Origin of the sequence: Gordonia sp. 852002-50395_SCH5434458, assembly GCF_001665905.1 — a bacterium.
GTDB classification, from domain to species: Bacteria; Actinomycetota; Actinomycetes; order Mycobacteriales; family Mycobacteriaceae; genus Gordonia; species Gordonia jacobaea.
Genome location: NZ_LZTC01000063.1, coordinates 98891 through 113426 on the forward strand (window position 1 = coordinate 98891; position 14536 = coordinate 113426).

Here is a 14536-nt window from a genome sequence, read left to right on the forward strand (position 1 = left end):
CTTTCAGCGTGGAATCCTTTTCGGGCCACGCCGGTTGGTAGTAGGCATGTCGCCAGATACTCGAAGTATCCGTTTCGGAGTCAACCTGATGGGAACCGGCACGGGAGATCAGTTCCGTGCGCAAGTGCAAGCTGTCGCCGATTCCGGCGCCGATGTCGTTCTCGTGCCCGACCATCTCGGCCTCATCGGGCCGATGCCTGCCCTCGTCGCGGCTGCCGCGCAGGCACCGGACCTGCGGATCGGCAACTTCGTACTCAACGCGCCCTTCTACAGTCCCGCGCTGCTCGCACGCGACCTCGCAACCGTCGATCAACTCAGCGGCGGACGCCTCGAGATCGGTCTCGGTGCGGGCTATGTGAAAGCCGAATTCGACGCCGCGGGCATCCCGTTCGGCCGCCCCGGCCAGCGAGTCGATCATCTCGAGGAGGTCGTCGACCATCTGCACGTCGCCTTCGACGATCCCGCGCAGGCGCCGCCGTTCGTACAGTCGCATCCGCCGATCATGGTCGCGGGGATCGGCGACCGCGTGCTCTCTCTTGCCGCACGCAAGGCCGACATCGTCGCGTTCTCCAACCTGCCGACCGACGACGTGCTCGCCGACCGAGTCGCCCACGTCCGTGCCGAGGCCGGTGAGCGCTTCGACGCACTCGAACTCAACGTGATCGTCTTCGACCTTGCCGTCGGGCGCGAACCCGATGTCACCGCGCTGCGCGGGGCAAACCCGGACCTCGACGACGCCGCGCTCCGCGAATCAGTCAATATCCTCCACGGCAGCGCTGCGGAGGTGGCCGACAGGATCAACCACCTCAACGAAACGGCCGGGATCTCGTACTTCACGTTCATCGAACCGTCGGCGAAGGATCTCGACGGACTGGCGGAGGTGATCGGTCTCGTGCGCGGCTGACCGGTCAGTCGATGAGTCCCTGACGACGCGCGCTGGCAACAGCGGCGGTCCGGGAGCCGACACCGAGCTTGGTGAAGATGTGCACCAGGTGCGACTTCACGGTCATCTCGCTCACGTGCAGCGCCTTCGCGATCTCGCGGTTGCTCCGGCCCGTGGCCACCTGTGCGACGACGTCGATCTCGCGTGGCGTCAGCACGGTGTCGGGTGTGGCGCGCACCCGCGTCAACAGTCGGGTCGCGACCGACGGCGACAGCGCACTCTCCCCCGCCGCCGCAGCGCGGATCGCGGCCAGTAGTTCCGCGGGCGCGGTGTCCTTGAGGAGGTACCCGCTCGCCCCTGCCTCGATGGCGGCGAGGATGTCGGCGTCGGTGTCGTAGTTCGTGACGATGAGAAGATGCGGCGCCCGTGGCAGGGCGTGAATCCTCCGCGTGGCCTCCACTCCCGAAATCCCCTCTCCGAAGCGGAGATCCATCAGGACGACATCGGGTTGTGGGGATCGGGCGGTGTCGGCGCACCAGGCCACCGCGTCGTCGGCCTTCGCGGCCTCGCCGATCACGTCGATATCAGCGGCGTTGGCGAGCAACGCCGACAACCCGGCCCGCACGATCGGATGGTCGTCGGCAAGTAATACGCGGATCACCGGCCGCTCTCCTGCACCGACCGCGCGGCAGCAGGCGCCACGGTGGGAAATGACACGGCGGGAAATGAGACCGCGGGAAATGACACGGCAACGGTGGTACCTCCGTCGTCTGAGGTGATGTCGACCTGTCCGCCGAGAGAGTCGACGCGCCGTCGAATAGTGCTGAGCCCGTATCCCTCCGACGCATCGGACGCGAAACCCGTTCCGTCGTCGACGATATCGAGGTGCACCTCGTCGGCGGTGTACGTGAGGGTGAGATGCAGTCTCCCGGCGTGAGAATGGCGGACCACGTTCGACACCGCGCCCTGCGCCACACGGACAAGCGCCGCCTCGGTGGGCATGGCGAGTGGTTGTGCGTCGCCCTCGATGAGCACGCTGACGGTGATGCCGTGTCCCGATGCGTCGGCGGCGACTCGTCGGAGTGCATCCGCCAGAGAGGAGCCGTCGAGCGGCGCCGGCGACAGCTCTGCGATGAGGCGTCTGGTCTCGGTCAGCGCGTCACCAGCAGCTTTGCGCGCCAACATGATCGACGACGCCGCTTGTTCTCCGGTCGACTGTTCGGCCGCGTGCAACAGGAGTTGGATACTCGACAGGCTCTGCGCGACGGTGTCGTGGATTTCGGCAGCGAGCCGTTCACGTTCCTCGGCTCTGCCGATGGCCTGTTGCTGGTCGCTGAGATCGGCTCGCGCAGCGACCAATTCGTCGATGAGTCGCTCACGCTGTCGCGCCTCGGCGAAGAGCTGTGCGTAGCCCGCGGAGATCACGACGGCGACACCTGCACCGAGCACTGGTCCGATGATCGCGGCCGCCGACCATCCGTTGTGCAGCGCGTAGCCGACTACCGCAACACCGGTAGCCAACGTGACCGCCGCCAAGCCTATGCGTCTACCCATCAGGTGCAGGTAGAGGAAGAACAGGACGAAGACGAGATACGTCGCCTCCGCGGTGAGTGCCAATTCGACCAGCCACACCGCGGTGAGTACAGCCAGCCACAGCAGCGCCCGCCGACGATTGCCCACCACAAGACCGCCCGCGAAGTAGACCGCGAGCCACACCCCCGCGACGATCGCTGCCGCGACGTCGGTCGGAGTCGCGATCAACGCGCGCACCATCACCACGACGGTCAATGCGACTGCGAGCAGGTGCAGACCCCACCGCAACGCAGCGACAACGGGGGTGAGTGGGGACGGGTGCATGTCTTTCAACGATAGCCGCGCTCGGTCTCCGCGCATCCATCGAAAGGAGGAGAGGACACGCACGGAGGGCGGAGCCGATGCCATCCCGACGGGCGACGCGCTTACGGCGTGTGCGGCCGAGCATGAAGAAGTCACCACAGTTCGACGCTGCGCTGCCGCCGATCACGAGGATCGCCGGCTGCGCCGCGACAGAAAGGACCTCTCGATGTTTGTCGCGCTTCGCGACCTGCGGCGCGCCCGTGGACGGTTCGCGCTGATAGCGCTCGTCGTCGTGCTCGTGGCCATACTCGTCACATTCCTCAGCGGACTCACGGCGGGCCTACGCCACCAGAACATCTCGGCGGTGCAACACCTTCCGGGCAACTCGGTGGTGTTCTCCGACGCCGGAACTGCACCCTCGTTCGACGAATCCTCGCTCACCGCAGCGCAACTGGCCGCATGGCGCTCGGCGCAACCCGATAGCGTCGGCGTCGGGATATCGCGGTCGCGGATAGCCGCAACCACTGCACCCGACTCCCCTGTGCCCGTGGCGCTCATCGGTACCGACCGCGACTCGCCTGCACCCGGGAGCGTCGAATTGAGTTCCTCGGTGGCGGAGACACTGCACGCGAGTGAAGGAGCACCCGTCGACCTCGGCGGTCGACCATTTACGGTTGCGCGGATCGTCGGCGACGACTGGTACTCGCACAGTCCCGTCGTGTACCTGGCACTCAGCGACTGGCAGCAGTTGTCACCGCACGCCGGCGCCGCAACCGTTGTCACCTTCACGGATTCGAACGGTGCCGACATGTCAGCGGTCGCGCGGGCGACACAGACGACGGTCACGAGTTCCGACGATGCGCTGTCAGCGCTGGCGTCCTACAAGGCCGAGAGCAGTTCACTCACGTTGATGACAGTCATGCTGTTCGTGATCTCGGCGTTGGTGATCGGCGCCTTCTTCACGGTGTGGACGGTGCAGCGCATCCCCGACATCGCGGTCCTCAAGGCGTTGGGCGCGTCGACCGGTTCACTGGTGCGCGATGCGCTGGGTCAGGCCGCGATGGTGCTCGTCGTCGGAGCCGCGATCGGAACGGCCATCACTGCCCTGGTCGGTGGATTCCTCGGCGGAATACCGTTCGTGCTGACCACCTCCACGACCCTCCTGCCCGCTGCCGCCATCATCGCGCTCGGCCTGATAGGCGCCGCGCTGGCGCTCCGATTCCTCGTCACCACTGATCCACTGACCGCACTTGGAGGTGCTCGATGAGCACGATTGTCTCAACGAATTCTGTTCCTGCCCTTGATATGTCGGCAGTGACGCTGACCTTTCCCGACGGCACCGGGCGTGTGCGAGCGCTCGAGGATGTCAGCCTCGCGGTAGCGCCGGGCGAGATCGTGGCGATCACCGGACCGTCGGGTTCTGGGAAGTCGAGCCTGCTCGCCGTAGCGGGCCGTCTGATCCGACCGGATTCGGGGCGCGTTTCGGTTGCGACCCGGTCGGGAGACACCGTCGAACTCAATGGTCTCTCCCGTGGCGAGGCCGCGCGGGCTCGTCGCGAACACCTGGGCTTTGTGTTCCAGCAATCCAATCTCATCGCGTCGCTGACCGCGATCGAACAGTTGGAGGTCACCGCTCATCTCGGCCAGCGATGGTGGTCGGGACCGAGCCGACGCCGCGAGGTGCGTGAGCGCGCCCGACTATTGCTCGACCAGGTCGGGTTGGCCGATCAGTCGCACAAGCTTCCCGCGCAGCTCTCCGGCGGCCAACGTCAGCGCGTCAACATCGCGCGCGCACTCATGAACACGCCGTCGCTGCTGCTCGTCGATGAGCCGACTTCAGCGCTCGACTCGGCACGCGGTGCCGCGATCATCGAACTCCTCGTCGCGATGACGCGGACACACGGCGCGGCGTGCGTTCTGGTCACTCACGACCCGACACACCTCGACCGGATGGACGCCGTCTACGAGATGGTCGACGGACGCCTACGCAGCGTGACCGGCGATCAGGACGTGGAACCGGGCGTCGGCTCGTCAGAGGCAGGACCGCCGTCGGATGCAGGACCGTCGCTCGACGGCGTGGGGCCTGTGTCCGTGGGCGGGACAGCGATGTCGAGTGCGCTCACCGCGATGCCGTAGGGCAGGAATCGAACCCGACGGGTGGGATCGGTGTTGTGTTGGTTTGCCCGTAGGGCGTCGAGTTCGTTCGCGAAGACCTGCTCGACGCGTGCACCGCCGTCGGCGTCGGTGACGAAGACCGCCCAGACGCCCGAGCCGGACTTTCCTGTCGTCTCCGGTTCGGGTGCCGCACGGCGCGCGGGCTGCTCGAAGACAGTCGACCACGCGACTCCCGACGAAGGTGAACCGAGGAACTTGCCCACCATGTCGCGCAGGCCGTCGCCGGCCTCGCGTGCGAACCGATCGAAGTCCTCCGGATCGATGCCGAACGGATTGTTGCCTGCCATCGTCTACCTCCCTGCGAGCACCCGGCGAACACCGGGCTGCCCTCCAGTGTGGCGACGATGCCGGTTGTGCGCCACAACCGCCGCTGATCGAGCTACCCCCGCTGATCGAGCCTGTCGAGATCACCGCCGACCGAGCTGACCCCGTCGCTGATCGAGCTTGTCGAGATCACCGCCGATCGAGCCCCACCCGCCGATCGAGCTGACCCCACCCGCTGATCGAGCTTGTCGAGATCACCCGCCGATCGCGCTGACCCCACTCGCCGATCGCGCCCCACCGCTGATCGAGCCACCCGCCGCTGATCGAGCCCAACCCGCTGATCGAGCTTGTCGAGATCACCGCCGACCGAGCCCCACCCCGCTGATCGAGCTTGTCGAGATCACCGCGGCGCGAGCGCCTCGATCGTCCACGTGAGATCGCCCGTGGTCAGCGTGGAGCGCAGCCGCACATCGAAGGCGGAGTGGAGCAGCTTCCAGACCTGGCGGGCCTGGGGAAGGTCGATCGACTTGTAATGCGAGACCACGATCTCACCGGTCGGCTCCAGCCACCCCTTCTGCAGGCGGCGAACCGTCGCCAGCGGATCCGGGAGATAGTAGAGCATCTCGGAGAACACGATCGCATCGAACCGCTTAGCCGAACCCGTCGGGTCGACGTCATCGGGACTGAACGTGCTGGCGTCGGATTGCACGAACGCGGCGCGGTCGAGCCCCCTCGCACTAGCCTTCTCGACGGCATCCTGCGCGGCGTCGACTCCGAGAAACTCCGTGTAATGCGCAGGCGAGAGCCGCTGCGCCAACAGCCCCTCGCCGCAGCCGAGTTCGAGCACTCGGGGTCGGGGTGAGGTGCGCAGGCAGTACCCGGCGACGACGTGGAAGCGCGGGGCCTCCTGCTCGTTGGCGAGGTAGTCCCATTCGCCGTCGCGGTACTCGTCTTCACAGTCGTCGACACCGTGGGCGGACGAATACGGGCGCAGGTGGCTCGACACGAGTCCCACCCCGCGTGCCGCTTGCCGCCGCGCACCGCCGACGATTCCTTCACGCGCCGCACCCATCGCCAGCCCTGCCTTCGTTTGTCGGACAAATCCGACGGAATGCTACCGGTGATGTGGGCGCGACGGATATGTGCGGCGCCACAGAATCGCGTTCACCACCGGTAATCGAGGAACTTTCCGTCGAAGGTGACCACCACGCGGTCGCCGTCGGGGTCGGGCCTTCGCGCGATGTCGACCTTGAAGTTGATGGCGCTCATGATGCCGTCGCCGAACTCCTCGTGGATCAGTTCTTTCAGCGCGGGGCCGTACACCGCGAGCGCCTCGTAGAAGCGGTAGATCGTCGGGTCGGACGTCAGTTCGTCGTCGCGTGTCCGAGCGGGCTGCAGGCGAAGACTCTCTGCGACGCCTTCACCGAGACCGAGTATCTCGCAGACGATTTCGGCCTTCTCCGCAGGTACGGGATGCTTGCCGAGTAGCGCGGCAACGGTCCACACGAGCGGTGCCTCGATGCGCTCGGCGATCTCGGCCCACGTCAAACCGGCACGCAGTCGCGCTGCGACGATGAGTTCGGCGGCGTCGGATTTGGACATGATCGGTGGGTTCAACGGTCGCTCCTGTGTTGGTGATACGGATGGTTGGTCGATACAGCTGGTTGGTTATTGCGAATGGTGCGGTCATGCAACGACGTCGGCGTCGGCCAACCACGCGAGCAGGCGGTCCAGTGGCCACGTCGTCACGATGCGGTCGGCGTCGATGCCGAATTTCTCAGCGCGCTGGGCGCCGAGTGCTTTGAATTCCAGTTGGCCGGGCGCATGTGCATCGGAGTCGATGGCGAACAGGCAGCCGAGGTCGCGTGCGAGGGTGAGCAGATCGTCGGGAGGGTCGACGCGTTCGGGTCGGGAGTTGATCTCGACTGCGGTGTTGGTGTCGCGGCACGTCGAAAACACTTGGTGCGCATCGAATGTCGACTGTGGTCGCGTACCTCGTCCGCCGGTGATGAGCCGGCCCGTGCAATGCCCGAGCACACGGACGCGCGGATGCTCGACCGCGGCTACCATCCGTCGGGTCATCGGAGCCGCGTCCATCCTCAGCTTCGAGTGCACCGACGCCGTGACGACGTCGACGCGCTCGAGCATCTCCGCGGATTGATCGAGCGCCCCGTCGTCGAGGATGTCGACCTCGATTCCGGTCAACACGGTGAGGTCGACGTCGCCGCGCGCGTTGATCTGCTCGATGACGCCGATCTGAGCATCGAGACGCTCGGCCGAGAGTCCGTTGGCGACGGTCAGCCGGGGCGAGTGATCGGTGATCGCGAGCCATTGCTGTCCGAGAGCGCCTGCCGCCGCTGCCATTTCGTCGATGGAGGCGCCGCCGTCGCTCCACCTGGTGTGTGCGTGGAGGTCGCCGCGCAGCGCCTCGTAGAGCAGGCCGCCTGACTCGGCTGCAGTGTCAGTCAAGGGATCGGCCCGGGCCTGCAACCCGCCGAGGTAGTCGGGAAGTATCCCGGAGACGGCGTCGTCGATCACGGCTGCGGTGGTCTTGCCGATGCCCGACAACGCGGTCAGCGAACCCGCCGCGGAGCGTCGTCGAATCTCGTCATCGCCGACGTCGACGACCGTCGCGGCCGCACGCCGGAACGCCTCGACGCGGTAGCTGCTCTGCCTGTCGCGCTCGAGCAACCACGCGATCCTCGTCAGCGCCTGCGCGGGATCCACCGGCGCGGCGAGTGGGATCAGTGGGCGCATTCCCCGACAGTAGCCTCGCCCGACCCAGCAGCGCACTCTCGACCGAATTCGACGCCCACTCACCCGCTTTCAGCGCACAGTCGACCGGATAGAGCGCCCAGTCGACCGGATAGAGCGCACAGTCGACGAGATCCGGCGCGGCGCTAGCCGACCGTGATGGCATCGAGCCGTTCGCGGATGAAGTCGCCGCCGATCACCGGTGGCCGACCCGCGACCTTGCCGACGGGAGGGCCCAGGGGTGTCACGACGGCGTCGTGGTCGAGTTCGTAGAAGAAGATCAACGAGACGAGATCTTCTTCCGGGGCGTCGGCCTGCGGCGGCAGCACACGGTGCCTGCCGGCGGGCCATCGGCCGCCCGACCAGTACTCGAGCAGGTCGCCGATGTTGACCGTCAACGCAGACGGATCGTACGGCGCATCCGCCCAGCCACCCTCCTCGCTGTAGACCTGCAACCCGCCCGCGCCCGGCTCGCGGTCGAGGATGGTGACGGTGCCGAAGTCGGTGTGCGGGCCGATGCGGAACTGCCCCGGCTCGGGCTCGCCGACATCGGTCATGGGCGGATAGTGATTGATGTTCGACGTCCAGGTGGCCGAGCCCGCGAGGTCGCGAAACGGGTTCTCGCCGCCGGAAAGTCCCAGCGACGCCGCCATCAGGGCGAGCAGATCGTCGGAGAGCTTCTTGCACGCCGCGGTCCACGCGGTGAACAGTTCGCGTAACCGCGGCGCCTCCGCGGGCCAGACGTCCGGAGCGAACCAGTAGTCGTCCACCTCGGGAATGCCGACTCGTGTCTGGGCACCCGAGTTGTAGGTCTCCTTTAGGTCGGGAGGCGTTTCGGTGCCCTCGGAGTAACCGTTGGCCTCCAGGCCCGGGCCGATCCAGCCTCGACCACCGACTCCGACGGCGTACTGCCCCTTCACCTCCGGCGACATGGCGAAGAACTCGCGGGCGGTGGCACGCAGCGCGGCGGGCAGCTCCGGATCGATACCGTGGCCGGTGACCAGCAGGAATCCCGCCTTCTGCAGCGACTCGTCCACCGCGGCACACACGGCGTCGGCGCCTTCGCCACCGGCACGCCACTGCGCGAGATCGACGGTCAGGATCGGACTCGACATCTCGCCGCTCACCGCAGACTCCCCATTTTGTCGGAGCGCGCCGCGTTCACGCCGGCATCGACGACCCCGATGTCCTCATTCCAGAGCGCGGGATTCCCGGCAATGAAATCGGTCATCATCGCGACGCACCGCTCGTCGTCGAGAATCGTCACGTCGACGCCGAGCTCGCGCAGCCACTCCTGGCCGCCGTCGAAGGTGCGGTTCTCCCCGACCACCACCGCCCCGATGCCGAACTGCCTGATGAGACCGCTGCAGTACCAGCAGGGCGCCAGCGTGGTCACCATGATGGTCGACGAATAGTCGCGCTGCCTGCCCGCGACGCGGAAGGCATCGGTCTCGCCGTGTACCGATGGGTCGTCGTGTTGCACGCGACGGTTGCGTCCCTCACCGAGGAGCGTGCCGTCGGAGCTGAACAGGGCAGCACCGATCGGGATGCCGCCCTCGGAGAGGCCGAGTTGTGCTTGTCGGTAGGCGGTGTCGAGCGCAGCCACGGCGTCGAACGTGGACGTCGTCCCATGTCGCGAGAGCATGATTCGACTGTGCGTGGCTACGCCGTCGTGTTCAACCGACAGTCCGTCGCGTCGCACAGCGACCGCAACGTGCATATCGTCTGTCTATGCACGAATCCCCGGGGTCGACGCTCACCCTGCGACAGATCATCGACGACTACCTCGCCGACGCCGATCCGCACGTACTCACCGCACACGATCACCTCGAACGCCCCGTGATCTGGGTGCATTCAAGCGAGATCTATGAGATAGGGCCCCTGCTCTCGGGCGGTGAACTGTTGTTGACGACCGGACTCGGGTTGGCGGGACTCGACGCAGGCACACGCCGCCACTACATCCGAGAGCTGGCCGAGCGCGGTGTGGTGGCGCTCGCCTTCGAGATCGGACGCAGCTTCGACAGCGTTCCCGACGAGATCATCCGAGAGGGATCTGCGCGGCGGCTGCCGATCATCGAGCTGCGTCGGGTGGTGCCGTTCATCACGATGTGCCGTACCGCGAACACGGCGATCGTGTCTGCAGAACTCGCCGACCTGCGGTTACGGGGCGAGCTCGACACCAAGTTGCACGACGACATGGCCGCCGGAGGTGGCGTCGCCAAGATGCTCGAACACGTCTCCGACGCCGTGCGCTGCCCGATCGTCCTGGTGGGCTCGGGTGGCGCACTGATCGCCGCGCATGGCGTCGACGACGATCGATCGGCGTGGCGGGCCGTCGACGGTCAAGTCGCGTCGGCACCGATCATCGCGCGCGGGCGCGAGATCGCACGGCTGATCGCGGGCCCTGGCGCCACGCAGGTCTCCGGCGATCGCGCCGCCATGCTCCTCGACTGTGCGGCAGGTCCACTCACGTCGGCACTCGTTCGCGCAGGCATCGGACGCTCCGCAGTGGCGTCGCGACTCATCGAGGAATTGTTGGCGTCACGCCCGATTCGACGGGCCGACCTGTTCGCTCGCCTGTCGGGCTCGGGAGCTCCGGTGGCGCAGTCGACTCAGATCGTGCCGGTCGTCGTCGAATCGCCCGATTCGCGCATGGCAGAGAGTGCACTCACTCGTGCCGCGGCGACGCTCGGCGGCGTTGTCTTCGAAACCGTCGACGCCACCGTGTACGGGCTCGTCGTGATGCCGACACCTACCGGTGACCACGACGCCGTCGACTGTGTCCGCACGGCCTTCACCGACATCGGTGCACACGCCAGCCGCGTGACCGTGGTCATCGGTCAACCGTGTGCGACCGCCGACGCCGGACCCGGGCCAGGACTGTCACTATCGATCGGAGACTCGCTGCGCACCTGTGCCGAAAGACTGGGCAGCGCAGTCGAATCCGTGCAGACCAAGGGTGTTGCCGGACGCGTGTTCACCGCTCGATCGCTCGCGGTCGACGCCGCGGCCGGCACCATGTCTGCCGCGGCGCGCGACGAACTGATCGACCTCATCGACCCGCTCGTCCGACACGACAGGGCGTCGTCGACGCACCTCGCGCGCACACTCGAGGTACACCTGCGCAACGGCTGCAGCGCGACTCGCTCGGCGCAGGCCCTGCACATCGGACGCCAGAGTCTCTATCAGCGCCTCGACCGTGTGCGCGAGGTGCTCGGCTTCGACCCGACAGATCCCGAGATGTACGCGTCGATTCTGTTGGCCTTCAGCGCTTTACGCGTAGACGGCGCCGGAGCTCTCGCGCCCGCATGACACAGGCGGACCTTCCTCCGAGTTCGGTCTCGGCGGAAGGTCCGCGTGCGTGTGACAGCCGTGGCAGGTGTCGTCAGCCGTATGTGCGCTGCGACTCCTCGACGCTCTTTCTGGCCAGAATCACATACCCCACGAATGCGATTGCGAAACCGACGAACGCACCGATGTCACCCAACTCGGGAACCGCGCGGACCACGTACCCGACGAATTTCTCCTGATTGCAGAACAGCAGAACCGATCCGACCAATGCGATGACGAATGCGGCGAGGCCACCCCAGTTCACGTACCGCGTGTCGTACAGCAGATCCAGCGACGGACGCTTCTTGCGCAGCAACCGATCGGCGAAGACCACACCGAGCCACGGACCGATCCAGTACGCGACCAGGAGCAGGAACGCCTCGTACGACGCCGCGGCGTCGGCAAGTGCCCACCAGGCCACCAGGAATCCGACGATGCCGAACAGCACTGTGACAAGCGCGCGCTGCGTGTTCATCGGCAGCTTGAATCCCATGGTCACGAACGCCATGGAGCCGGAGTAGACGTTGATCGCGTTGGCAGCGACGGCGCCGACCGCGATGGCGAGCAGCGTGAGATCCGCGACGAGCGTCGGCAGGTTCGCGGTGAACGCGGCGGTCGGGTTGTCCGACGTCGCCGGACCGATCGTCACCGACGCCGCACCCACGAGCATCAGCACGGTGCACGAGACGAACAAACCGAGCGACGCGTAGAGGCCCGTGTGCACCCGCGACACGGTCGGCGGGAGGTAGCGGGTGTAGTCGGCGGCGTAGGGTGTCCAGCCTGCGGTGTACCCGAATGCGGCACCGACGGTGAGCCAGAAGCCCGCCATCGAGAACCCGCCACCCGACGACGGAGGCGCGTCGAGGTGCGACTTGCTGAAGATGATCACTGCGGCGATCAAGAAGATCACGGCCAGAATCGGCGCGGCGATCCGCTCGAAGCGCTGCACGAGGTTGTGCCCGAAGAACGCGAACGCGGTCTGCACGATGACGATGATGATCAGCCCCACGAGCGGCGTGAACCCGAACAACGACGACAACGCGAACGCCCCGCTGGCGCTGTTGGTTGCGAACCAGCCGACACCACACATGACCGCCATGAAGGTCGCGGGCAGAATGTTGCCGCGATATCCGAAGGCGAGTCGACCGAGCACCATCTGCGGCACCCCGTGCAGGGGGCCGTCAGCCGACAACAGGTAGTGCGCGACTGCGGCGAGTCCATTGCCGAGCACCACCGCGACGACGGCCTGCCAGAACGACAGACCGAACACGGCCACTGCCAGCACACCGACGAAAATCGTGGCGAACTCGAGGTTGGGGGCCGTCCACGTCCAGAAGAGACCGCGCGGTGACCCGTGGCGGGCCTCCACCGGAATCGGCTCGTTGCCACCTGGCTCGACGGCGAGGACCTTGCTGCCGTAGTTCAACTGCGTGACGGCGGCATCGTCGTCGGTGGGTGCGTCAGTACTCATGGCCGCTACTGTGCTGCGTCGGGTCGGGAGCAGCAACCGACGGATTGTCCGTTGCACTCACTCGCGGATACGACATTTCGACGGTCGAGCGTGATCGACGCGACTGCGCGACGCCGCTGCTCACTCAGTCAACGCAGGGAATGGCCGAACCATTGCTCACGGCGCCGCCGGAGTCGGGCGCGGGACCGTCGAGCGATGCCGTCGTCTCGGCGTCGGCCGGATCACTCGTCGACGTCGCACCCGACGCCGCGTCGGTCGATCCAGAAGACGACGACCCGGAAGACGCTGACTCCGCCGAGGCCCTTGAGGAAGTCGACGGTGCCTGCATCCCGAAGGCCGTCTGGATCTGGGCGCGCACTTTCGCGGTGTCGATGATGTTGACGTCCTGGCCGTCGACGGTGTCGTACCGCTCGACCGGAAGCGTGCGGAAACTGACGCGCTGGTCGCTCGGTGCGAGCATCTGCTGTCCCCATGACGTGAGGTCCCAGCCGTCGGAGAGAACCACGTCGTTGTTCAGTGCGCTGCTGAGTCTGTTCAGTTTTCCAGGGTCGGTCAGCATTCCGGTGCTCTGTACCTGATGCATCACCGAGAGCAGGAAGGCCTGCTGCCGGTGGGTGCGGTCGAGGTCGCCGTTGTCGAGTCCGTGGCGTTGCCGGACGAAGGCCAACGACTGCGACGCGTTGAGGTGCTGGCGACCGGAGGGGAACCGAGCGCCCGAATACGAGTCACGGACAGAGTGATTCAGGCAGACGTCGATGCCGCCGAGCGCCTTGGCGATGTCGTAGAAGCCGACGAGGCTCACCTCCGCGAACCGATCGATCGGCACGCCGGTGAGCTGACGCACCGTCTCGATGGTCTCGGCACGACCGGCCTCACGTCCACGTGACTCGAGAGTGGCCTGATCGGTGATGCCCTGTGCTGTCAGTTCGTCCTCGACCATCGCCTTCTTGCGGCCGTACGCCTCTTTGATCTTGGCCTGGCTCACATCGAGACCGTCGACGTCGACGAGGTCGTCGCGCGGAATCGAGAAGGCGACGATGTTCTTTCTGTCCGCGGGGATGTGCACGAGGATCAGGGTGTTGGTGTTGTAGCCACCCTCGTCACCATCTCCGGCATGGAGCTGCTTGAGGATGTCGGGTGACAGATTGTTTCCGTCGCGATCCTTGCGGGTGTCGAGACCCATCAACAGGATGTTCTCGGCCCCACCGCTCGACGCCGGTCCGCCGGCCAGTGCTGCCGATCTACCGAACCCTCCGGCGACGTGTGTGACGGTGCCCCACGCGAGCCCGACGATCCCGAGGATCGCGACCGAACACATCGCGACCGCGATCCGCCCGATTCGCACCACCGACGACCGGCCCTGCGGCTCGGCCGCTGGGCGTCGACGCGTCGAGTCGGTGCGGGACGAGCGGGCGCGCGTCGAGCGGGTACGGGACGAGGCGCGAGCTTCATCGCCTGCGACGGACCTGCGCGCGCCACGAGCAGAGGTGACCTGCGGAATGGGCTGGGTGAGATCGTCGACCGGCTCCCACCGCGACCGCGGTTCCGGTCGGAGTGGAGCTTGCTGCGGCGCAGGAGGCTCGGCAGGGGTTCGTGACCGCCGCGCAGCGACTTCGCCCGCGGTCAGGCGTCGACCGTCGGACCCGCGAAAACCTCGGTCACCGGAGGGTGCGCGGCGCGCGCGATAGCGCGACGTGTCCTCCTGCTCCACCGCTTTCGCCCTCTCTCGACAGTTGACTGCCACACCCGTGATCGGCATCACAAGCCGACACGACGGTCTTCGGCGGACTCCCCCACCTCGACTGGATCACGGTAGTGACATC

14 protein-coding genes and 1 pseudogene are annotated in these 14536 nt (G+C 66.6%); 4 read left to right on the forward strand and 11 right to left on the reverse strand.

All coding sequences use genetic code 11. From position 1 onward, the window contains the following. Positions 1–46 precede the first annotated feature (46 nt). The gene (locus A5785_RS14900; protein WP_039856505.1) at positions 47–904 is read left to right on the forward strand and encodes a TIGR03621 family F420-dependent LLM class oxidoreductase; all 858 of its coding nucleotides are present in this window, start codon (positions 47–49) and stop codon (positions 902–904) included. 4 nt (positions 905–908) lie between these two features. Here A5785_RS14900 and A5785_RS14905 read toward each other — a convergent pair whose 3' ends face one another. Further along, a complete protein-coding gene (locus A5785_RS14905) occupies positions 909–1544 on the reverse strand; it encodes a response regulator transcription factor (protein ID WP_005207736.1) in 636 nt (211 codons plus the stop codon). Continuing rightward, complete coding sequence (locus A5785_RS14910) at positions 1541–2740, reverse strand: sensor histidine kinase (RefSeq protein WP_039856503.1); 1200 nt, start codon at positions 2738–2740, stop codon at positions 1541–1543. The genes A5785_RS14905 and A5785_RS14910 overlap by 4 nt, the downstream gene beginning before the upstream one ends. Positions 2741–2945: 205 nt before the next feature. Here A5785_RS14910 and A5785_RS14915 point away from each other — a divergent pair, with 205 nt between their 5' ends. Next, on the forward strand, positions 2946–3986 hold the full coding sequence (locus tag A5785_RS14915) for an ABC transporter permease (protein ID WP_005207734.1): 1041 nt from the start codon (positions 2946–2948) through the stop codon (positions 3984–3986). Then, a pseudogene (locus tag A5785_RS14920) lies at positions 3983–4705 on the forward strand (ABC transporter ATP-binding protein); the annotation flags it as partial. The gene A5785_RS14915 and the pseudogene A5785_RS14920, both read left to right, overlap by 4 nt. 17 nt (positions 4706–4722) lie before the next feature. Here A5785_RS14920 and A5785_RS22985 read toward each other — a convergent pair. The 7 genes from A5785_RS22985 to A5785_RS14945 all read right to left on the reverse strand — a co-directional run bounded on the left by A5785_RS22985 (position 4723) and on the right by A5785_RS14945 (position 9557). Next, on the reverse strand, positions 4723–5181 hold the full coding sequence (locus tag A5785_RS22985) for a hypothetical protein (protein ID WP_039856502.1): 459 nt from the start codon (positions 5179–5181) through the stop codon (positions 4723–4725). A gap of 166 nt (positions 5182–5347) precedes the next feature. Further along, positions 5348–5518 carry a hypothetical protein gene (locus tag A5785_RS23310; RefSeq protein WP_156528063.1) on the reverse strand — a complete coding sequence of 57 codons (171 nt, stop codon included), beginning with the start codon at positions 5516–5518 and terminating at the stop codon, positions 5348–5350. Positions 5519–5558: 40 nt separating this feature from the next. Beyond that, positions 5559–6230: a class I SAM-dependent methyltransferase gene (locus A5785_RS14925; RefSeq protein WP_064867214.1), complete on the reverse strand. Its 672-nt coding sequence runs from the start codon at positions 6228–6230 to the stop codon at positions 5559–5561. 92 nt (positions 6231–6322) lie between these two features. Next, positions 6323–6775: a cyanase gene (cynS, locus tag A5785_RS14930; RefSeq protein WP_005207731.1), complete on the reverse strand. Its 453-nt coding sequence runs from the start codon at positions 6773–6775 to the stop codon at positions 6323–6325. A gap of 69 nt (positions 6776–6844) precedes the next feature. After that, positions 6845–7915: a PHP domain-containing protein gene (locus A5785_RS14935; RefSeq protein ID WP_005207730.1), complete on the reverse strand. Its 1071-nt coding sequence runs from the start codon at positions 7913–7915 to the stop codon at positions 6845–6847. A 143-nt stretch (positions 7916–8058) separates the two neighbouring features. Further along, positions 8059–9027, reverse strand: coding sequence for an isopenicillin N synthase family dioxygenase (locus tag A5785_RS14940; RefSeq protein WP_064867242.1), 969 nt, complete (start codon positions 9025–9027; stop codon positions 8059–8061). Positions 9028–9035: 8 nt separating this feature from the next. Next, positions 9036–9557: a nucleoside deaminase gene (locus A5785_RS14945; protein ID WP_051993999.1), complete on the reverse strand. Its 522-nt coding sequence runs from the start codon at positions 9555–9557 to the stop codon at positions 9036–9038. 86 nt (positions 9558–9643) lie between these two features. On the opposite strand from A5785_RS14945, the gene A5785_RS14950 reads away from it, so the two are divergent. After that, positions 9644–11224 (forward strand): PucR family transcriptional regulator, encoded by a 1581-nt coding sequence (locus A5785_RS14950; RefSeq protein ID WP_064867216.1) that lies wholly within the window; start codon positions 9644–9646, stop codon positions 11222–11224. A gap of 73 nt (positions 11225–11297) precedes the next feature. Here the strand turns inward: A5785_RS14950 and A5785_RS14955 are convergent, their stop codons facing one another. Together A5785_RS14955 and A5785_RS14960 are read right to left on the reverse strand one after the other, a co-directional pair. Continuing rightward, entirely contained in the window at positions 11298–12713 is a 1416-nt protein-coding gene (locus tag A5785_RS14955; RefSeq protein ID WP_064867218.1) for a purine-cytosine permease family protein, read from the reverse strand. A 124-nt stretch (positions 12714–12837) separates the two neighbouring features. Beyond that, positions 12838–14424, reverse strand: coding sequence for an LCP family protein (locus A5785_RS14960; protein WP_331710867.1), 1587 nt, complete (start codon positions 14422–14424; stop codon positions 12838–12840). Positions 14425–14536 lie beyond the last annotated feature (112 nt).